Raw genomic sequence first — 20,070 nt, forward strand, 5'->3', positions numbered from 1 at the left:
GCATGGTTATGGGGTGGTTCAGCATGATCTCGTGTCAGCCGAGGCGATTGTCGCGGTCGTGATCGTCGCGAGGTTCGCATGGATCTTCCCGACGACTTGCATTCCTCGCGCGTTGATCCCCGCCCGAAATATTGACGTCGCACCGCGCGGATCACTTCAAGACCGTCTTGGCAACAATTTACGTTTCGACGACGTCCATGAGCTGGTCCCCGTCGTCGCGGAAAATGCCGGCAAGGCGGCCCAGTCGACGCTGATGACCCACAGCGGTCATACCCCCGACCCGAAATCTCGCACCGGGCCGCCTCCTGCCGTATCGCCGTGTGATATCCTCACTCGCAAGAAGTGGAGGGACTGCACAGTGAAACGCCGCGAGTTCATTCCGCTGCTAGGCGCCGCAGCGGTGGCGCACAGCGTGGTCGGTGAGCGCTGATGGGTATAGCAAGCAAGACGGTCAACCTTGCTTTACAGGGGGGCGGTGCGCATGGCGCCTTCACCTGGGGCGTTTTGGATCGCCTGCTCGAAGATGAGCGGATATCGTTTGAGGGGATCTGCGCTACCAGCGCTGGCGCCATGAACGGAACGGTCATGGCGTACGGCCTGACGATAGGCGGCCGCGAAGGCGCAAAACTCGCTCTCGCCGAGTATTGGCGCCGCATCAGCGAGGCTGCGGCCTGGGGACCGCTGCAGCCGTCCATTTTCGATCGTCTGTCGCAAAATCGTTCGATCGAGAGATCGCCGGCCTTCATGTTCTTCGACATGATGACACGACTGTTGTCACCTTATCAGTTTAACCCGTTGAACTACAACCCGTTGCGGGACGTGCTCGAGAAGACCATCGATTTCGACCGGCTGCGCAGGGAGAATATCGTCAAGCTGTTCCTTTGTGCGACAAACGTCCGCACTGGAAAGGTGAAGATCTTTGAGAACCATGAACTCACCGTCTCGGCCGTTCTCGCTTCCGGGTGCCTTCCGCAGCTCTTTCAGTCTATTGAAATCGATGGCGAAGCCTATTGGGATGGCGGTTACATGGGTAACCCAGCAATCTTCCCGTTGATCTATGGCTGCCAATCCACAGACGTCATTGTTATTCACATCAATCCAATTGTGCGTGGGGAAATTCCTCGCACGGCGAGCGATATACTAAATCGATTGAACGAAATTAGCTTCAATTCGTCGCTGATGCGCGAGATGCGAGCAATTGCCTTCGCCAACAAGCTCGTCAGCAGAGGCGCGCTGCGCGACGAGATAAAGACGATGCTGATTCATGCCATAGAGGCGGAATCGTTCATGAAAGATCTGGGCGTCGCCTCCAAGTTTAATGCAGACTGGGAGTTTCTCACCTATCTGCGCGACGTGGGCCGTACCTGCGCTGAGGAGTGGTTAGCCGCAAATTATTGCCATATCGGTGTGCGTTCGACCATCGACATTCACGGCAGATACTTGTAGCGCGCTTAGATTCGTGCGGCAATGCAAGCAATCCCAAATTGTCACCAGGAATTTGGTGCTCCACAGTGGCATCGATCAAGCGCGGCGAGCAAACGGCTGGACGCGATCCCGGCGTCGGGCCGGCGCTGGCAACAGCCCTGGTCGCCAGCATTGCTGATCCCAAGGCCTCTCGATCGGGACGAGACTCCTTGGCTTGGGTTGGTCTTGCGCTACGCCGAGAGAGGTAGAGCCCGATCTGCCGTTCGCGGCCGATCCGGCCAGTCAGTGTCTCTCAAAGCGGCGGCGATGTTGTCCGCGCCTGTCTCTGCGTCAACGAAGATTTTGTGAGCTCGGACTTCCGCGATGCTGTAGTACGGAACCGACGCTCCCATGTTCTTGATCGTGGAGGCGCAACCACCAACGCTCGCTGACAAGGTTCGTAACGTGATCCCGGTGGGTGTCTCGAGCAGACCTGCGAGTCAACCAAGCGAGACCGCCTGTGCCACCATGAGGCCGGCACCCAGGATGCAGATTAGGCCAGCAAAAAGCTCAAGGACCGACGGTCCGGGGCGGCCCACCGCTAGGAGCGCAAGGATGGTCGCGATGCCTAGCCGAATGCCCTGTGGCGTGAGGCTATCCCACCCGATAATATCCCAGCCCACCAAAGGAAAACTCATTCCTGCCTCCTGTGTTTGAACATTCTGTTCTCAAGATTACTGCACACGCAAAGCCTATGACGCCGTGGAAGGCCTGTGGCGGAGGTGACCGATGCGGAGGGTGCCAATAGGCAAAGACGCGCAGCCGCCCGCGTGGGGTCTATTACTGGTCATAGCCGGCTGACCCGGTGGAGAACACTGGACATCGGAGCCGCAGGCTCGAGGCCATTGGCGTCTTGTGGCAAGTTTACCTGACGATCGCGAGCGGTCTCTGATCTATTGAAATAGAATCGACGAAGTTCAACTTGGTCTTCTCTCGTGTCGGACGGGGATCGTCGCGACGAAGGCAACAACGAAAGCGGCTGGTTGGGTCAGCACTGGCGACAGATATGGGCGAGCAATCGTCCTCGCAAACGAAGGCCCGTCGCACCGCCTAATGCTGCGGCAAACGGAAACAAAAGAGGCCGCCCGACCGAAGCGGCCTAACTGCCGTCGCCCCCGCTAGCAGGATGGCGTCACGATGCCGGCGACACCTTCACCTCTGTGGTCGGCCTTTCGTCGCCGAACGTAGCCATCCCCTGATATGCAGATCGGAGAACGCTCGCAACCGACTCAACCGCAACCTTGCGCCGGTGGACGATACGGATACGCGCACCGCGAATGGTCCGCCAGCTATGGGAAATCCTAATCCGAGTCATTTAACCTCCGAGGTTCAATGGATGGTGACGGTTGGCTCAGCAGCGTGCTTTCCAACTCACGCCCGGGATAGCCGATGCCAAGGTCAATGACCGTGATGCGCGTCACTGGAACTTCGAGGAGTGAATTGGCTCATGACTTAGCACTGGGACGGCGGGAGGTCGGTGCTCTTGGCCGGCACTCTCGGCGCTTATGCTGCACAAATCGACGCGTGCATGTTTAGCGGATTCGGACGCTCGCCAGCGATCAACGGCTGAGCGGCTTTCGCTGGGACTTAGCTATCGCGCCGCAAGGCAGCGAATAAGCACGCGGCGTGTTGCGGCATGTGACCCTGATCACGGCCCTGACGCACGACTTATAGGATTGTCGCGTCTATCGGTTGTTTGCTGCTGTTCGAGGGAACACACTATGAGCGTCGTGATTCAAAGACTTAATGGACTGTGGCACGTCGTCGTCGGGTCATGCCAGCTCCCAACTCCTTTCCTTGAGACGCAGGACCGGGAGCGGGTCGTCACGTACGCCCGGCGAATTTACCCTGGTGCCAAAGTCTTCGAACGCAGCTGATCTCAAAGCGACGCACTCGACCGGATGCTGTCTGATACTTGAGGATTGGTAGGTGCCTTCGCGTGGAACCACTCGGCTCAGTCGTTGGAGCGCGTCTGGCGAGCGTTCGGATCCGGTCACACTTGGATGGGTATTGTTGTGTCGAGCTTCAATCGTGAAATGTCCCGACACAGAGTGAAGTGTCCAGGCGAGATCAAGGAGCGACGCTCTCGCGTAATCGGCGGAGCTGCGACCGGAGCCGTTCGCAACTCAATTCCCGCTCGAAATTGGTGATCGCCTGAAGTGTGGGTTCAGCGCGCAGGCTCTGCAACCGCGCCATGTCGCGGGTGCAGGTATCTTCGGACCGGACATCCTCATTCCGGACCTGTTGCTTCGCAACCGCTTGGGGCGCCGCATTTCCATCAGAAGGCAGAGCGCCAGTGCTGGCGATACTCTCAAATAGGCGCTGTATTTGTGGACGCAGCCGCGTACAAGCGACCTCGCGTTGGAAGTTGATGATCTCGTTCGGCACAGGGGTGGCGCGCAGACGTGCCAGCCTCGCTTCGTCGCGGACACAGGGGTCCGTGGTTTCGGAGGGCGGCTGCGCGGGAAGCGGCTGCCTGGGAAGTTCCGCCTTCACCGCCGGCGGCGCGCTTGGCGGCGCTGGATTGACGACGACCGGCTTAGGTAACGCCGGCACCGAAACCGGCGGAGCGGGCGGCGGTACCGGCGATACATTTGTTGTAACAAACTGCGGCACCAGGGCGATAGTGGCGCCGCCGAGAGAACCATAGATGAACGGCTCCTGCCGTCCACCGGTCATGGTGATGACCTCATCGCGCACGCGGCCTAGCGCGATCCGAATGTCGACACCGGGCTCGGCAAGGTGCCGGAGCAGCGCGGTTGCATAAGGGCTGTTCACGCCGTCGCCGTCATAGGAAATCGAGCCTGCCTTCGCCGCGAAGGCCACCAGCGTGTCGGCGCTGATTTCATCAAGCTTCGCCAGACCGCCTCTTGTCGGCGAGCGGCTTGCGGACCGCAACTTGGCCGCAAACGGGTTGTCGCGGCATGCGTCGAGCAGTATCAAACGCAGGCGGCGTACCGGTTGCAGCGCCCAGATGATGCGATCGAGCGCGATAGCCTCGTCGTCGACGTCGTAGTCGTGGCTCAGCTTGGCATCCATCGGTATCAGATAATTCACGCCGCCGATCTCGATGCCGTGGCCGGCGTAATAGACCACTGCCACATCGGCATTCTCTGCAGTAATCAGGAACTCGCGCACAGTGCGCTTGAAGTCGACGACGCCGAGATCGTTACGTGCAATGACGACGTCGAAACCGATCGATTTGAACAGCGCTGCAATGGCTTTGGAGTCGTTGCCGGTATTGGGCAGCGGCGGTGCGTTCGTATAGGAGGAGATTCCGACCACCAGCGCGACCCGACGCTCCGCTACGGCCGCATCCGCGAACATCGCGCTGATGATGAGGCAGAGGACGTAGATCAGGAGCCGGCGCGGTTTCATCGTTGCATCAATATCCGTAACTCCGCCAAGGGCGATGGCGGTGCTTGCGCTTTTTCGGCGGCTGGCCGTTCTCCGTCACGGTGACGTTGATGACATCGGAGAACACCGCTGGATCGTGCGGCACGTGGGCATAATCGGCGAACAGAAGGCGCAACTTGTGCTGGCCGATCGGGAGCGTGATCTTCGCTTCGGTCTGGCCAGCGCCGAAGTGCAGGTGGTTGAAGTCGCTTGGGATTGGTTGGTCGAGTGGAGGCAACTCGGCATCCACGAGCAAATGATGATGGCCGGTGTTGGGCTTGTCGAAGCCCGCCGGCGCCACGCCCATGTTCAACAAACCGAAGCGGATAACCGGGTTCGGAGAGATATAGGAGCCGTTCTTTGGATAGATGAAATAGACCTTCGCGTCCTTCGGCGCGGAATGACGGCCACCCGCCGCAGGCGTTGCTTGCGCCACCGCGGGGCCGGTTTGGTCAGCTACCTTGACCTTGATCCGCTCGGAGATCACCGGCGGCGAATGCGGGACATGATTCTTGTCGGCGAACACCAGCTGCAAAGTGTGCTCACCGGGGGTCAGCGAAATCTCTGCCTCGGTCTGTCCGGCCCCGAAATGGAGGTGCTGGAAATCGTTAGGAATTTCAGCGTCCAGCGCAGGCGTTGGCGAGTCGACGATCAAATGATGGTGACCACTGTTGGCGCGGTCCGAACCTGCCGGGGCAACGCCCATCCCGTGCAGGCCAAAGTGTAGAGTGGTCTTGGTTGGCAGCGTGTCGCCATCCTTCAAGCCGATGAAATAGACGGCCGCCCCGGGCGGCGAGGGCGTTGGGCCGCCCGTCTGGGCTTGAGCCTGTGCGGCGTGCCAGTGCATCAAGCCGCCGAAAAATGGAACCAGAACCGCTAGGAGCAAACGTTGCATCATCGCAATCTTCCTAATGGATAGACCACAATCTGGACCGCAAGAGCCGCGGGAATCTGAAATAGCTACAACTTTCGATAATGGGCCCGTCCTATCGCCATCCAGAACGGGGCTGAAACGATATCCCTTTGCTCGCCAATGTAAACCACAATCGAGCGGGGCGACTGTCTCCTTGCCGGTCGCAGCCGAATGAAGCATTCTATGCGGCATTGAATGTGACGTATGCATACTCCTGATCGTTCGAGCCGACCGGAGATCACAAGATGAAATCCGCCGTCTTGTCTGTGATTTTTCTCACAGCACTATTTGCAAGTACTGCGGCAATTGCCCAGCGAGGGCTAAGCAGCGGCCCATCTGGCGACCCTTCATCCGCGCCATCGGACTCCAGAGTGGCTCAGCAACAGGGCGCCAGTCTGGACCCTGGAGAGTTGTTTCGCGATTGCGATAATTGCCCCGAGCTCGTGGTTGTGCCTCCGGCAGACTTTGTGATGGGATCCAATGACACGCCCTATGAGAAGCCCGAGCACCTGATCAGCATTCGCAAGCCCTTCGCGATCGGGCGCCGCGAGGTGACGTTCGCGGAGTGGGACTCGTGTGCCGATGCTGGCGCCTGCAAAGTGCGTCCCGAGGATCACGGCTGGGGTCGCGGTGACCGTCCAGTCATCAACGTCAGCTGGGAAGATACGAAGCTGTACGTCGCCTGGCTCTCGCAGAAGACCGGACAGAAATACCGTCTGCCCAGCGAAGCGGAGTGGGAGTATGCCGCGCGCGCGGGGACCAGAACGCCATTCTGGTGGGGCAAAGAGGCCGGCGCGGGTCATGCGCAGTGCGACGGGTGCGGAAGTCCAATCAAGCAGCAGGTCGTGCCAACAGGCTCGTTTCGGCCAAATGGATTTGGTCTCTACGACACTTCTGGCAATGCTGCGGAATGGGTCGAGGATTGCTGGAATGATTCCTATCGCAATGCGCCCAAGGACGCGTTGCCGTGGACGTCGGGCGACTGCCGCCTGCGGGTGCTGCGCGGGGGCAACTTCCTCAGCAAGGCCAGCGACGTCCGATCTTCGGCGCGATTTCGCTACGACGTTGACGTGCGCTACTATGCCAACGGATTTCGTGTCGTGCGGGAGTTGCCGTAATCATGCCGCGGACGGAAACGATGCGCGCGATCGTCGGAGCAATACTCGTGTTGTTTGCTGCAGCCCCTGCCGCCCGGGCGCAGTCCTACTCTGCCAGCGGGCAAATCGGCTATCTGCACGAATGGGAAATAACGGGTAATCTCGCGAAAACGGTGACGAGTCCAGGTACTGAATATTCAGGGACGATCACGCTGCGCCACGTCGGCCTTTGCAGCGTCAATGGCGTAGAGCAAAAGCAGGCTCGTTTGCAGCTGAAAGTGTCCTCCAGGCGGCTGGAAGGCGTATTGATCATGGACGGGGATCGATGCCGCATCGTCGCATCCGGATCATCAGGTTCGGGGCAGCTGACCTGCGGCAGCGGACAGGACGTTCCGATCAATCTTCTGATCGGCAAAGCGGTCGAGATCGAGGCAGCTGATCGCGCGCGACTTTAGAGCGCAAGGATTGCTGTCCTAAGTGCTGCTTGCTCGCTGCGCGAGCGTCTGCGACGACTATGATACCGGCGACCGCGACAACACACGCTGCTGCGCCCGCGACTGAGTTGGCCGCTCCGCCTCATCCGCAAACTCCATTGGAGAGGAGTGCACGATTCCGCGAGGCAAGAGCTTTGCGTGGTCGTTCCCAAATGTGCCGTTGGAGCCGCAGGCTGTTCTAGAGATCGTGTCCGGGCTGCGACGGAAGCGCCTTTGGGCGAATATCGCTCCGGCGAAGGCGCACCGGATGATTGCTGTCGTGACCGCATTCACCCCCTGACGGAGAAGTATCAATGATTGTAGCTCCGGCAGCATAGCACTCTCTCAGTGCGGATGGCCGAGCACGAATGCGAACGGCAGAACGAAAATCTCGTCGCCGGCCTCATCGCTGACATGCAGAGCCCACTGACGCCAATCTTCCAGGTTGGCAGCTGCGACCAGAGAGCGCACCCTGCGGGTGGCCTCCTCACACGCTTCGATTAGGTCGGATACGAACGTACCGCGACGATCCATCAGGACCCCCTTGGTGTTCGAGCAATGGAAATAGACCTGAGTCATGTACGCCTCCTTGCAATATTCGGGTCAGCAAGCCCGACCCTGCATGTCGGAGTCCTACTAGGCCGCAGAGCAGATTGTCCGTGATCACCCGCACATTGCGCGCCTTGGTGGCCCCGCGGGGCCGTGGTCAGGCACGCCACATATCCCCCGGCAAGGTATGGATCCAACGTCTGCGTTAGGCCGATGGCTGGTATCAGCCGTGGCTGCTCTGTCAGCCGAAACCTCCGCGGCAGCTCGTCGATCGTATGTCGGGTTTGGCTCGGCCGGCGCCGCTGGAAGCGGGGCGCATGCCGGCAGAGATTGCAACAGAGCGCGGCATCATCTTGCAGTGCTTGCAAACGCGATGCAGGGAAGAGGCTGGGAGGTCTGTCTAGAATGGTGGCGGGACCGAATTGCCCCGCCCTTGGCCCACAGAGGGCCGTACGAGCATCTCTATATTGATCGGCCAGTCTAGGTCGTCACCCCCCGGCCATAGATAGAGCCCACCGCCAACTCTGAGTGATAAAGCGGTGGCTTCAGGGTGGTCATAAACGCCACAAAGCACAGCGCTCCGATCGCGAAGATGATAAGACTAAAAAAGTGGTTCAGGTTCATCTGTGTTCCTCGCTGCCTCTCGTTTGGGGCCCAATCATACAGCCGTGAACCGGAGGATGAAGAGATCGACCCGCTTCTTCCGTGACGCCGCTCACATCGAGAGAATTGCCTCCTCGGCCTCCGCCGAGTCACGCAGCGGCCATTGCTGCTTGGCTACCTTCGCGATGGCATGGGCGCGTTGCCGTGGCCGCCGCGTGATTTCTGTCACAGATGGAAAAGTCAACCTCCAATATGGTTCGAGCCACATGTTGTTCATTGCAAACCCTGAGGAGGGAACATGAGTGGAATGCGTGAACTGATCGATACGGAACTCGACACCGTGAGTGGTGGGCATCACGGGCATCATCATGGACATCACGGGCTGTTCAGCTTAGGTAACATCGGCAATATCGGCCAATTCGGCAATATCGTCATAGAGCAAAACATTGCCGTGCAGATTGGCGTGGCTATCGGCAATAACGCCAGTGTCACACAGCTGCTCGGTCAGCTGAACTTCAGCGCCATCCACTAACTGGCGGATCCCGAACACTGCTTGCCCGCTCCCGAGCGTGTTCGGTTACGAATTCAATCGAGAATTCTCATGGATACGGTCGCCGTGACTCGAGGCGCTCGAAGAGTATCGACACGGTGTCGATGCCCAGCGAGCGTACCTGTTTCTCATTCTGCAAGGCGCCAGTTCGTGTCTATTCCGATCGCGTTTGCGACCGTTTCTGCAACCGCTTCGTTCGCGGGGCCCTGCGTGCGGAGCTGGTGTCACGGACGCGCTTGCCGCGGCCAGTAGTGCCGCCGTCCAGATGATCGAAACCTCGATTGTCGGCGTAGATCAGCATTGAGCGTGCATCACCTGGAATAGAGTTCAATCAATGGGACGCTCCATTGGGTGGATTAACGCACAGTTTTATGCGGTAGTTGCCGAGCATCGGCTTGTCGGGAAGCTCCTGTCTCCACCTCAGGGCTGGGTCAAAATTTGTTGTCGACCGCGGCCGCAACGCCGATTTAGATCAAAGACCTCGCAATCAGGTGTGGCGGCTAGGCCAACGTCCGGCCGAACATGAATCGCGAGGCCAGGCTGTCTTTTTCCATCCCTCTACCGAACTCGAAATGTCGTGGAGCGCTTCGCCCTATGGCGAGCTCGTGGCCGTCTCACTCGCGCTCGATCAGCTTGTTGCGCAAAATGGGCGTTAGCTCCGCGCTCGATCCTTACGCGTCCTGCCTGAGACAGCCACATTCGTTTGAGACATGCGAGAGCCCAGGCCACATGAATCGGAAACGCCGTGGGAGCAAACAGCGTGGATCCGACGTGCCATATCGTAGCCGAAGCTGACTGCCGCGGGGCGCGCCCGTGATTTCTGTCACAGATCGAAAAACCATCCTTCAGTATCAACACGCATAGTGAGGCACCGGCTTGCTTTGAGCTGGATGTTGTTCACCCCGCAACCCTGAGGAGGGATTCATGAATGAAGTGCGTGAACTGGTCGATATGGAACTCGAATCCGTATCTGGTGGAGGGCTATTCGACGTGAGCAACTTGTCCGGCAATATCGTCGTACAGCCGCAGATTGCTACGCAGGTTGGTGTTGCCGTCGGCGGCTTCAGCGTCTTCGGCAATGGGGGCAACGCAAACCTCACACAGCTGCTCGCTCAGGCGAACGTCAGCTCGATCGGCTAGGTCTTTAATGCCCGCACACTCCCGGCTGCTCCCGGGAGTGTGCGGTTACAACTTAATTACTGTACGGTGCCCGCTGCAAGGCGTTCCGCCATCGGCTGAACGTAGCCACCAGGGTCAGTCAAATCCCCCAACTTAATTCGACACACCCCCGCCAGGTCTTTTGACCTGCTGATCCGGGAAATGGCTTTAACGTCCCGTCCGATAGGTTCGCAGAAATTGTCCACGTCAGTCTGAGAAGTCCCGCGCCGGCAGTCGCAACCGAGCAAGTACTGCGGCGCTAGCCACGACGCCGATTCCATCGGAGAACTCGACATCAGGAATTGCGCCTAGCCGTCATCCCGGCGAAAGTCGCCCATTCGTCTACCGAGCCAGCAATGTCGTTGAAGCGTCTTCCACAAGATCTAGTGTGTCGTCGGGTCGCATGCGCTTCGACGACCTAGCGGTCGACGGCCTCGCAAATTCGGCGGGTGATATCGCAGCCAAGGCAAACTGCGTACTGGGTCGCGCGTGATTCTTCTCACAGATAGAAAAACAACCCTCCGGTAAGAACACGAGCAGTGAGGCGCTGGTTTGCTTTGAGCCAGATGCCGTTCACAGCAACCCCTGAGGAGGGAAGTCATGATGAAAGCATGTGAGCTGATCGATCTGGAACTCGACACCGTGTCTGGTGGGTTCTTCGATTTTAGCAATTTGTCCAACAACATCGTCGCGCAGGCGAACACTGCGACGCAGGTTGGTGTCGCCCAGGGCGGCTCCAGCGTGTTCGGTGCCGGTGGTGCCGCTGCCGTCACCCAGCTGCTCGCGCAGGGGAATACCAGCTCGATCGGCTAAGTCACCAATACCCGCACACGTCTTGGTTGCTTCCGGGGGTGTGCGGGTACTCATTTCAATCGAGAACTCTCATGGACACAAGCAGCCCTGATAACGAGAGCGGTGGATCTGGCAGAGCCACACGATGCGCGGTTTGTGATCGCAAGTTTGGACTCGTCCGGCACTATTCGTGGCGCACCCCTTTATGCTCCAAGAAGTGCGTCAATCGCTACAGAATTCGCCAGGCGAGTGATGGAAACTGGCTATGCCGGCTTCTCACTTTAGACCAGGCGCCAGAGATCGAAGCGAGGGCTTGATGGCTTCCCAGATTTCACAACAAGGCAGGGAATACCGACAAATAGCACAGAGCTTGCTCCGCGCTGTCAAAACCATGACCGACCGAACGATTGCCGCCCAGCTCAAGGCTCTCGCCGACGACTACGAGCGACGAGCCGAGAAAGCTTCGCATGCTGGTGCGGCCAAAGCAATCACGCGATCGGCCTCCAGTGCTGAACGCGAGTGGCGCACGTGACCAAACGGGCAGATTCATAGCCTATGCGGAAGAAATGTTGCGGCCGAGGCGTCAAGTCGCGACAGTTTTCACGACCCAAGGCCACTCGGGTGAGTACGTGGCTGGTAGGGTGCTCGGGGATCCAAGCCTGACTGCGCTTGGCCGGGAGGCGCGGCATGGAAGCCCGCGTATTCGCGCTGGCAACAGCGGCGGGAAGAACATGAATACGCTGTGCTTATCTAATTGATCGCTGCTGGTAGGACATGAGTGGCTCGATTCAGCAGGAAGCTGCTTTACTCATCGCTTTAGTCTTCCGCGTCGCGAATGGCCAGATGATGGCCGGCGTCCGCCCATGTGAGAATTCTCTTCGTGCGCTGAAAGAAGACTCTTTCTGCCGCGTGCATCGCTCGACGCGATCGACGATGCGCCGCCCTGAACCTCGAGGGTGAGCAGGCGTCAACGCAGTCAGGATTGCCATCCTGGGGAGTTAGGTGCTGTCCGCCTTTAGCGATCCCGATTTAGCCGACGGGTTAGTTCTCGAGTGCGTCAGGCGCACGATCGGGGTGAATCGCTCAGACCTAGGAAGGCATGCGGCCAGTGTCGAGGTGGTTCGGTTGGTCGCGCCATGGCACTGCGACGGTCGAAGCAAATTCGTCTCGCCATCTTCGGTGCTGTGTCGTCCAAAGAGCTGATGCGGGGGGACGGCCTATCAGTGGTGTTATGTCTCGCAGCGGCTTCCGGTGCTCGCTGGGCGCGACGCTGCACCAGGTCGTTCGTGGAGCAGCCCAACGTCCCATTCAAAGCTGCGTGATAGCCGGCTAGCGCTCATAGATGTGTCGGAGGAGTGCAGCTTCAGCAATCAAACGTCACGCGACTCGTCCATCGCATGATTGGCGCATTTCCGGGACGCGTGATGCCGGGTTGCGAAGCCAATCGCGAACCGAAACAGTTGCGGACTAACAAGCTAACTCCAGCGGCTGGTCAGAGCAGGATGACCGAGTAGTCGATTTCCGCAGCTCCATGCTCGGACAACAACAAGCATCTCAAGCCAAGGCTGACTGCGAACTGTGGGTCGTGCGTGATTCTTCTCACAGATATAAAAACAACCCTCCGGTAAGAACACGGGCAGTGAGGCGCTGGTTTGCTTTGAGCCAGATGTCGATCACAGCAACAAGAGGGAAGTCATGATTGAAGCGTGTGAACTGATCGATATGGAACTCGACTCCGTGTCTGGAGGGTTCTTCGACCTGAGCAATCTGTCCAACAACATCGTCGCGCAGGCGAACACGGCCACGCAGGTCGGTGTGGCTCAGGGCGGCTCCAGCGTCTTCGGTGCCGGTGGTGCCGCTGCCGTCACGCAGCTGCTCGCGCAGTCGAACACCAGTTCGATCGGCTAAGTCACAAATAACAGAGGAGGGAAGTCATGATTGAAGCGTTTGAACTGATCGATATGGAACTCGACGCCGTGTCTGGAGGGTTCTTCGACCTGAGCAATCTGTCCAACAACATCGTCGCGCAGGCGAACTCTGCCACGCAGGTCGGTGTGGCTCAGGGCGGCTCCAGCGTCTTCGGTGCCGGTGGTGCTGCTGCCGCCACCCAGCTGCTCGCGCAGTCGAACACCAGTTCGATCGGCTAAGTCACAGATACCAGAGGAGGGAAGTCATGATTGAAGTGTGTGAACTGATCGACATGGAACTCGACGCTGTGTCTGGAGGGTTCTTCGACCTGAGCAATCTGTCCAACAACATCGTCGCGCAGGCGAACTCTGCCACGCAGGTTGGTGTCGCCCAGGGCGGCTCCAGCGTGTTCGGGTGCCGGTGGTGCCGCTGCCGCCACCCAGCTGCTCGCGCAGGGGAATACCAGCTCGATCGGCTAAGTCAGCAATACCCCGCACACTCCTTGGTTGCTCCCGGGGGTGTGCGGGTACTCATCTCAATCGAGAACTCTCATGGACACAAGCATCCTCGCGCAATGAACTGCGGGAATAGGCCGCGACACGGTGTCGATGCCCAACGAGCGTACTCGTGTCCACCTGCCGAGAGATCCTCATCCACGGGGAATGACCCGGCCTAGCGATGCGTCCGGATTATCGTCTCCTTCGCCGTTAGACTAGCGTTGAGCCGATTCGAGCAACTGCCGCTTGGCGAAATCCGCAAACGGCCCGGGCTCGTTCATGAGCTCCGCGTAGCTTCCCGCTTGCACCACCTTGCCGCGCGACAGCATGACAATACGGTCCGCATTGCGCACGGTGCTGAGGCGATGCGCAATCACAATCCTCGTAATGCTCAAGCGTTCCAGCGAGGTGGCGACGATGCTTTGGGTTTGGTTGTCGAGTGCGCTGGTTGCCTCATCAAACAGAAGAATCCGTGGTGAGCGCGCAAGAGCGCGGGCGATCAATAGTCGCTGCCGCTGACCGCCTGATAGCGTAGTCACGCCTTCAGCAACCAGCGTATGCATGCCCATCGGCATCTGCGCGATGTCGGCATCCAGCGCCGCCAGTCGGGCGGCCTCCCAGGCCTTCTCCAGCGGTAGATCAACGCCGCCGCAAATGTTGTCGTAAAGGCTTCCGGTTGCGAGCTTGGTATCTTGCAGCACTACGCCAAGCTGCCGGCGCACGGCGCTGATGTCGAGCGTGTTGAGGGCCTTGCCATCGTAAAACACCGTGCCGGCTTCCGCCCGCTCAAAACCGAGCAGCAAACGAAAGAGCGACGATTTCCCGCTGCCTGAGGGACCGACGATCGCGACGTAGTCACCCGTCGCAATGCTTAGGCTGACGTCGTCCAGAACCTTCGGCCCGCCCTTCATATAGCGGAAGACTATGCCGGAAAGTTCAATCTCTCCGGTGAGTTCTCCGGGCGATCGGCGTTCTTCGGAGATCTCGGCAGGAGTGGAAATCACGGGCTTGAGGCGGCTGAGGTGAGGAATGGCCGCCAGGGACTCGCTGACGCTCGAGGCCCAACTGCCGATCGCGGCCGTTGTCTGTCCGAAGGCTGCCAGAAAGCCGAGAAATGCGCCGAGGTCGAGTAGGATGTGACTCTTCGTGTAGGAAGCAAGCGCAAAGATGGTCAACGTCGCCAGCATCGGAAAAGCGGTGTCAAAGGTGCTCAGCGCGTTGGCCGCTTGCTGCGAGGCGATGAAATACCGCCTCTGTACGGCAAATTGTTGCGACCAGCGCGCTAACGCGCGCGCCGTTGCGCCGGCCACGCGAAGCTTGCCCACGCCCGCAATCAATTGCAGGACAAAGCCGCTGGCCTTGCCTTGCAGGTTGAAATGCTTGGTTTCGTAGTAGAGTCGCACGGCGCTCGCGGCTAGAATTGCTGCCGCTCTAACCATAGTGAGCAGCAGTGCAATGCTGCCCAGTCGGAGGTCATAGTAGAGCATCAGCCCAATGCTGAAGAAACAAAAGAACGAGGCCGTAAAACCGCCCAGCACACGTCCGGTGAAGATCCGGCGCGTGGCGTCGATGCCCATGGCGCGATCGACCAAATCGCCGCTGGTATATTCGCGAAACAGGGAGGTCGGTAGGCGGAGCAGTCGGTCGATCAGCGCGGCCTGAAGCTTGTAGTCGAGCAGACCTTCGAGCCTTAACGTGACCCGTCCTTGCATCACCTGTAGGCTGGCCATCGCCACGGCGGTGACCGTCAGCGCAAGCGCGCAAACAACGAGTTGGTCGATCTCGGTTCGCGGGATAACCGAATTCACCAAGACGTTGGTGATCAGTGGCGGCATCAGCGACAGTAGGCCGATTACCATAACGGCCAGCGCGATGCGCGCGATGCTGTCGGAAACGCCCCGCATCGCAAAGGCAAGCAAATCGCGATATTGGAGCGGGCGGGGCGGCAACGCCGGATAGAAGGTGATGGCCTCCGGCTTGAGCTCACCGGCAACGGAGCGATCGACGAAGCGGCGACTTCCACTCTTTGGGTCGAACATCGTGTAAGTGTTCGCACGCTTGCGCACCAGAGCCACCGGATTGCGTTCGGCTCCGTGCCAACCGAGGAGCGGTCCAGCATCGGTCGTCCACCAGACATCGCGCAGATGCACACGGCGGATCCGCAACTGGGCAGTGCGAGCGATCTCCAGAATGTCGCTGAAGGCCTGTCTTGTGGGTTGAGCGCGCTGCGAAAGTGCAACGGGTATTCCCAGTTCGTCTCCGACAACCCGGCAACTGCAAAGCAGCGGGTCTGCCGGATCCCATTCGGATTGCGCGCGATCGGCTTTCTTGACTACGACGTCGGCGAGCCGCTCAAACGAGTCGAGCGTTTGCGACACAGTGAGTTCGTCGCGGCGGACCAGGCGTTCCCGCTCTCGACTGAGGCCCTCTGCCAGGCTGCGCTCGAGATGGGATATGAATGCAACCTGGAATCGGTCAATGGCGGGCCAGAGAACCGGGGTATCTGGCGGGTTCGGGTCGAGACGCAATTTGCACCCATGCTGGCCAGCTTCCACCCACATCCCGGCGGTCAAAGGGAAGGGAGGCTGCCCGGGAGCGAAGCTCGAGCCGAGGTCCATGACGTTTGCAGTCCCGGTGTCGAGGTGGGCCCACACGAGGTCCCGCATCGGACCACGACGTCGTTCGCCTGGGTGCAGTTCAATCGCCTCGCCGCTCACCAACTCGGAGATGGCTTCGTTTGCCGCCGAGCGGACCATGAACACCGCCAATTGGGCGATCCAGCTAGACACAGAGCCAAATGACGCTGCGCTGCGCGGCACCTCCGAAATCGCATTCCCAGGCGGGCCGACAGCGATGATCTGCAGTCGGCTGCCCGAGGTTTCGCAGGCATTGTGGAGGTCCAGAATGCATCCGCCGTTTTCGACGCGAAACAAATGCTGGCGCGTGCCTGTCGGCCGAACTGCAAACAAATCGACGTGACCGGCGGCCACTTGAAGAACGTGTTCGTGGTCGCTGAGAAGCATTGGGCGACGCGCATCGAGCGAAGTCCGGTGCGGAAGACCGCTCGGCGCCTCGGGTTGTTGCCCAACGAAACTCTCGCTGACAAATCGATCGGTCATTCGCGCTCCACCAGTTTGGCATAGGAGGCCTGAAGCGCAAGAAGCTCCTCATGCGTGCCGCGCTCAACGATGCGACCGCGTTCAAGCACGACGATTTCGTCGCAATCGCGTATCGTGCTCAAGCGGTGGGCGATGATGATGCAGCTGCAGCCGCGGCGCCGCAGGTTGTCGTCGATGGATTTTTCCGTAATCGGATCAAGTGCAGCCGTCGCTTCATCCAAGACAACGATCGAGGGATTACAAACCAGAGCTCGGGCGATTTCGATGCGCTGACGCTGACCGCCGCTGAAGTTCGTGCCGCCCTCGTTTACGTGGCAGTCATAATTGCCCGGTCTCGTCGCAAGGTCTTGATGAATCAGCGCGTCCTTGGCCGCCGTCAGGAGGTGACGCTCATCGGTTGTTGAATCCCAGAGCGTCAGATTGTCTCGCGCCGTTCCCTCGAACAGAAAGACGTCCTGGTCGACATAGGCGACGGAGTTCGCAAAAATGTCCGGAGGGATATCCGTCAGCCTACATCCATCAAAATGAATCTCGCCGGACCAGGGTTTGTACAGTCCGCAGATCAGTTTGCCGAGGGTTGATTTTCCGCTGCCCGACATGCCAACGAGTGCCACGCGTGAACCGGCAGGGATCACCAGCGAAAGATCGGCCAAAAGCGGCGGTTCGAGCACCGAATAGCCGAAGCTGATGTTGTGAAGTTCGAGCCGGCCGGTAAGCTTCGGCGGCAAGGCACTCGCATGTGTCGGTGGTTGCGGGGCTAGAGGGTATCGGTAGACATCCTCGAGCCGTTCGAGTGCTCCCTTGATGGTTTGCAGTCCACCGAAATAGTTCACGAGATTGACGAAAGGCTCGGAGAAACTCAATGCTAGGGATTGGAAGGCGACGAGGCTTCCCAGTGTCAGGGAGCCCTCAATGACCCGCAAGCCTCCGACACCAAGAATCGCTGCGATCATGAGACCCGTGAGCAAGGTCGGGACCATGTCCAATATGATGGCGGAGGCGCCGATCCTCTGTTCGGCGTTGAGGTTCTTAGCTTGAAGACCGGCCCACCGGCCGAACGCGTCGTCTTCCAACCCACTTGCTTTGATGGTTTCGATAGTCCGCACCATGCTCACGGTTGCCCCGAGCAGCTTTCCCTGATCGAGCGCCAGCCGATAGCTCAGTTCCTGGCGGCGTGAAGCGACAAGCCGCAGGAGCAGAACATTTATCAAAGAGATTGCGACGCAAAGAGTGGTCAGGCTGACGTCGTAGACGGCCATGGCTGCGGCGAACAAGACCACCGACATCAGGCTGAGCGCATTGGCTGCAATGCCGCTTGAAAGCAGACGGGCGATCTGTTCGTTGGCTGCGATACGACCCGCAATGTCGCCTGCGTGGCGTTGGGTGAAGAATTCCAGCGGCAGCATCATGAGGCGCCACAGAAAACGGCTGGTCATCACGACGGCGAGCTTGGTCTGCAGCCGCAATAGCAGCGATTGACGTATGATCGTCAGGACGGCCCGGAGGGTCGCCGTCAGCGCCATGCCGATCAGGAGCGGCACAAGCCAGTTGCGCGTGTGCTGAATCAAAATTTCATCGACAAAGATTTTTGAGAATCCCGCGGCAACAATATTGGGCAGGACCGCGGCGATGCTTACCACAACCAGCAGGGCCACCGCCTGCTTCGAGTGGCGCAGCTCCCGTATGAGCAGGCTTATTCCCTTCGGTTTGCTGCCGACTTTCTCGAACCTTTCGTCCCGTTCAAACACCAGAACGACGCCGGTGAAGGCGAGGTCAAGCTCGACCAGATCGATCCGCCGACGTCCGCTCGCGGGGTCGTTTATATAGGCGTGCTTCTTGTCAATTCCTTCCAGGACCACGAAATGGTTGAAATTCCAGTGAATGATGCACGGGGTTGGAATCGCGGCGAGCGCCGGAGGTTCGACGCTGTAGCCCTTCGCCGCCAGCCCGTATCGCCGCGCCGCCCTGATGATGTTGCTCGCCTTGCTGCCGTCGCGCGATACGCCGCATGCGATACGAAGCTGCTCCAACGGGATCCACGCACCGTAATAGCCGAGGATAATGCCAAGCGCTGCCGCTCCGCATTCGACGGCTTCCATCTGCAGTAGGATGGGTGTCCGCCGGATGCGTTGCTGCGGCAACCAGCTCGCCATACGGCTGACGTAGGATTTTGGCCGGCCACGCTCGCTGGTTGGCTGGTTTGGAGAGGACTTATCCATCGATTCCCGTGAGGTGCTTGAGCAGGGGTATCACCAGATCGATCGGGCGCCGCCGGCGTGTTGTGATCTCGGCCCGCGCCAACGTTCCGCTGGTGAGATGGATGTTCGGCCCCTCGCCAACGGCCCATCTATATCCGGTTGCAGTGGAGGTATCTTCATCGAGTGCAACCATCGCGGCGTAAGGCGCACCGTCGCGCGAGAAGCGTGAAACCAGGCTTTCGTTATGCAGCAGCGCACCCATGCCTTGCGGCGTCATCGGGAAATCAGAGATGCTGACCACCTGGCCTAGCATCATGCCAAATTCCTCGCGCTTCACCGTGCTCGGCTCCAGTTGCACCTGCATGCCGGGCTTGATCTGTTTGCCCCGTTCGGCAGAAACATAGACGACGGCTTGGAGCCTGGTGCCTTCGCTTTCGATCGCAATAACCGGTGTACCGACGGCTAGCACCGAACCGGACGAAATCTTCACTTCCAAAACCCGCCCGTCCATCGGGCTGATCACTTGGGTGTTCTGGCTCAGCTGTTCGGCGGCGGCATTCATTTGCCGCCGGGCCTCGTTGAGTGAAAACTCGGACTGCTGAATTTCGCGCCCGCGCTCCGTTTCCAGATCCGTCTTCTGCGACCGCAGCTTTAAGATCTCGTTCTGGGCATCAGTACGGCGCTGTTGCGCATCGGTCAGCTCCTGACGTCGCTCTTCCAGATTGCGGCGCGTCGTGTATCCCTTAGCCAGCAGATCCTCCAGGTTTTTGACGTCGACGGTGAGATACTCGATACGTTGGCTCGTTGCCTTGATCACCTGTTGCAGGGCGATTTCAAGCTTTGCAAAGTTCTGGCTCTTGGCGGCGAGCTCGCTTGCAGCTTTCGATACCCGGTCGGCGTGCTCCCGCTCGCGTTCATGAAAGACCTCGGTAGCTGCGTTGTGCTTTTGCTGGATCTCGGTCTGAACGATCTGAGCGATGGGTTGGTCCTTCTTGACGTGATCGCCGACCGTAACTGCGACCGACTGCAGCCGTCCGGCTGCGGCGGATACGGCGTCGACGACCTTACCGCCACTGCCAATCAGGATACCCTCGCCTGAGACGCGAGTGGGCACGCGCCCGAAGATGCCCCACAGCACGGCCGCCACGAGCGCAATGCAGAGCACGAGGGTCAGAATCCAGTCAGCGGGCCTGGTGATGACAACGAGATGATCGAGCTGCTCGGGAGACGCAGCCCGGTCAAGGGCCGCGGCGCGAAACGCCCGTTGCGGCCGGTCGGTCATGCTCTTATGCTCCGGCTTTGGGAGCGGTTCAGACGCCGACATGTCTGCACGCAAAGCAAGTGTGAACTGAA

At 59.4% G+C, this 20,070-nt stretch carries 18 protein-coding genes; 11 read left to right on the forward strand and 7 right to left on the reverse strand.

The window, feature by feature from the left end:
• Positions 1-31 precede the first annotated feature (31 nt).
• The 3 genes from ACVWZ4_RS21765 to ACVWZ4_RS21775 all read left to right on the forward strand — a co-directional run bounded on the left by ACVWZ4_RS21765 (position 32) and on the right by ACVWZ4_RS21775 (position 1,673).
• Positions 32-430 (forward strand): hypothetical protein, encoded by a 399-nt coding sequence (locus ACVWZ4_RS21765; protein WP_456741153.1) that lies wholly within the window; start codon positions 32-34, stop codon positions 428-430.
• Positions 430-1,446 carry a patatin-like phospholipase family protein gene (locus ACVWZ4_RS21770; protein ID WP_456741154.1) on the forward strand — a complete coding sequence of 339 codons (1,017 nt, stop codon included), beginning with the start codon at positions 430-432 and terminating at the stop codon, positions 1,444-1,446. The genes ACVWZ4_RS21765 and ACVWZ4_RS21770 overlap by 1 nt, the downstream gene beginning before the upstream one ends.
• Positions 1,447-1,511: 65 nt before the next feature.
• Entirely contained in the window at positions 1,512-1,673 is a 162-nt protein-coding gene (locus tag ACVWZ4_RS21775) for a transposase (protein WP_456741155.1), read from the forward strand.
• Positions 1,674-3,534: 1,861 nt separating this feature from the next.
• Here the strand turns inward: ACVWZ4_RS21775 and ACVWZ4_RS21780 are convergent.
• On the reverse strand, positions 3,535-4,842 hold the full coding sequence (locus ACVWZ4_RS21780; protein WP_456735936.1) for a caspase family protein: 1,308 nt from the start codon (positions 4,840-4,842) through the stop codon (positions 3,535-3,537).
• A gap of 7 nt (positions 4,843-4,849) precedes the next feature.
• On the reverse strand, positions 4,850-5,758 hold the full coding sequence (locus ACVWZ4_RS21785) for a DUF4399 domain-containing protein (RefSeq protein ID WP_456735935.1): 909 nt from the start codon (positions 5,756-5,758) through the stop codon (positions 4,850-4,852).
• Positions 5,759-6,018: 260 nt separating this feature from the next.
• Between ACVWZ4_RS21785 and ACVWZ4_RS21790 the strand changes: the two genes are divergently transcribed.
• On the forward strand, positions 6,019-6,891 hold the full coding sequence (locus ACVWZ4_RS21790) for a formylglycine-generating enzyme family protein (RefSeq protein WP_456704944.1): 873 nt from the start codon (positions 6,019-6,021) through the stop codon (positions 6,889-6,891).
• Between the two features lie 20 nt (positions 6,892-6,911).
• A complete protein-coding gene (locus ACVWZ4_RS21795; protein WP_456704943.1) occupies positions 6,912-7,325 on the forward strand; it encodes a hypothetical protein in 414 nt (137 codons plus the stop codon).
• A gap of 363 nt (positions 7,326-7,688) precedes the next feature.
• On the opposite strand, the gene ACVWZ4_RS21800 is transcribed toward ACVWZ4_RS21795, so the two are convergent.
• Positions 7,689-7,922, reverse strand: coding sequence for a DUF6894 family protein (locus ACVWZ4_RS21800; RefSeq protein WP_212488974.1), 234 nt, complete (start codon positions 7,920-7,922; stop codon positions 7,689-7,691).
• A gap of 450 nt (positions 7,923-8,372) precedes the next feature.
• A complete protein-coding gene (locus ACVWZ4_RS21805) occupies positions 8,373-8,516 on the reverse strand; it encodes a hypothetical protein (protein WP_456741156.1) in 144 nt (47 codons plus the stop codon).
• A 286-nt stretch (positions 8,517-8,802) separates the two neighbouring features.
• Here ACVWZ4_RS21805 and ACVWZ4_RS21810 point away from each other — a divergent pair, with 286 nt between their 5' ends.
• The 6 genes from ACVWZ4_RS21810 to ACVWZ4_RS21835 all read left to right on the forward strand — a co-directional run bounded on the left by ACVWZ4_RS21810 (position 8,803) and on the right by ACVWZ4_RS21835 (position 13,142).
• Positions 8,803-9,027, forward strand: a complete 225-nt coding sequence (locus ACVWZ4_RS21810; protein ID WP_456704942.1) for a hypothetical protein — start codon at positions 8,803-8,805, stop codon at positions 9,025-9,027.
• Between the two features lie 942 nt (positions 9,028-9,969).
• Positions 9,970-10,185, forward strand: a complete 216-nt coding sequence (locus tag ACVWZ4_RS21815; RefSeq protein ID WP_209296633.1) for a hypothetical protein — start codon at positions 9,970-9,972, stop codon at positions 10,183-10,185.
• Between the two features lie 618 nt (positions 10,186-10,803).
• Complete coding sequence (locus tag ACVWZ4_RS21820; protein WP_456735934.1) at positions 10,804-11,016, forward strand: hypothetical protein; 213 nt, start codon at positions 10,804-10,806, stop codon at positions 11,014-11,016.
• 295 nt (positions 11,017-11,311) lie between these two features.
• Entirely contained in the window at positions 11,312-11,527 is a 216-nt protein-coding gene (locus ACVWZ4_RS21825; protein ID WP_456704940.1) for a hypothetical protein, read from the forward strand.
• Between the two features lie 1,163 nt (positions 11,528-12,690).
• Positions 12,691-12,903: a hypothetical protein gene (locus ACVWZ4_RS21830; protein ID WP_456704939.1), complete on the forward strand. Its 213-nt coding sequence runs from the start codon at positions 12,691-12,693 to the stop codon at positions 12,901-12,903.
• A gap of 26 nt (positions 12,904-12,929) precedes the next feature.
• Positions 12,930-13,142: a hypothetical protein gene (locus tag ACVWZ4_RS21835; RefSeq protein ID WP_456704938.1), complete on the forward strand. Its 213-nt coding sequence runs from the start codon at positions 12,930-12,932 to the stop codon at positions 13,140-13,142.
• A 473-nt stretch (positions 13,143-13,615) separates the two neighbouring features.
• Here the strand turns inward: ACVWZ4_RS21835 and ACVWZ4_RS21840 are convergent, their stop codons facing one another.
• Genes ACVWZ4_RS21840 through ACVWZ4_RS21850 form a run of 3 tightly spaced genes read right to left on the reverse strand, consistent with a single transcriptional unit; the run spans position 13,616 to position 19,999 of the window.
• Positions 13,616-16,519 (reverse strand): NHLP bacteriocin export ABC transporter permease/ATPase subunit, encoded by a 2,904-nt coding sequence (locus ACVWZ4_RS21840; RefSeq protein WP_456741157.1) that lies wholly within the window; start codon positions 16,517-16,519, stop codon positions 13,616-13,618.
• Positions 16,516-18,738, reverse strand: a complete 2,223-nt coding sequence (locus ACVWZ4_RS21845; protein ID WP_456704935.1) for an NHLP family bacteriocin export ABC transporter peptidase/permease/ATPase subunit — start codon at positions 18,736-18,738, stop codon at positions 16,516-16,518. The genes ACVWZ4_RS21840 and ACVWZ4_RS21845 overlap by 4 nt, the downstream gene beginning before the upstream one ends.
• A complete protein-coding gene (locus ACVWZ4_RS21850; protein WP_456735932.1) occupies positions 18,731-19,999 on the reverse strand; it encodes an NHLP bacteriocin system secretion protein in 1,269 nt (422 codons plus the stop codon). Before ACVWZ4_RS21850 ends, ACVWZ4_RS21845 begins: the two co-directional genes overlap by 8 nt.
• Between the last annotated feature and the right edge of the window lie 71 nt (positions 20,000-20,070).

The sequence above is a fragment of the Bradyrhizobium sp. USDA 4472 genome (assembly GCF_054058595.1).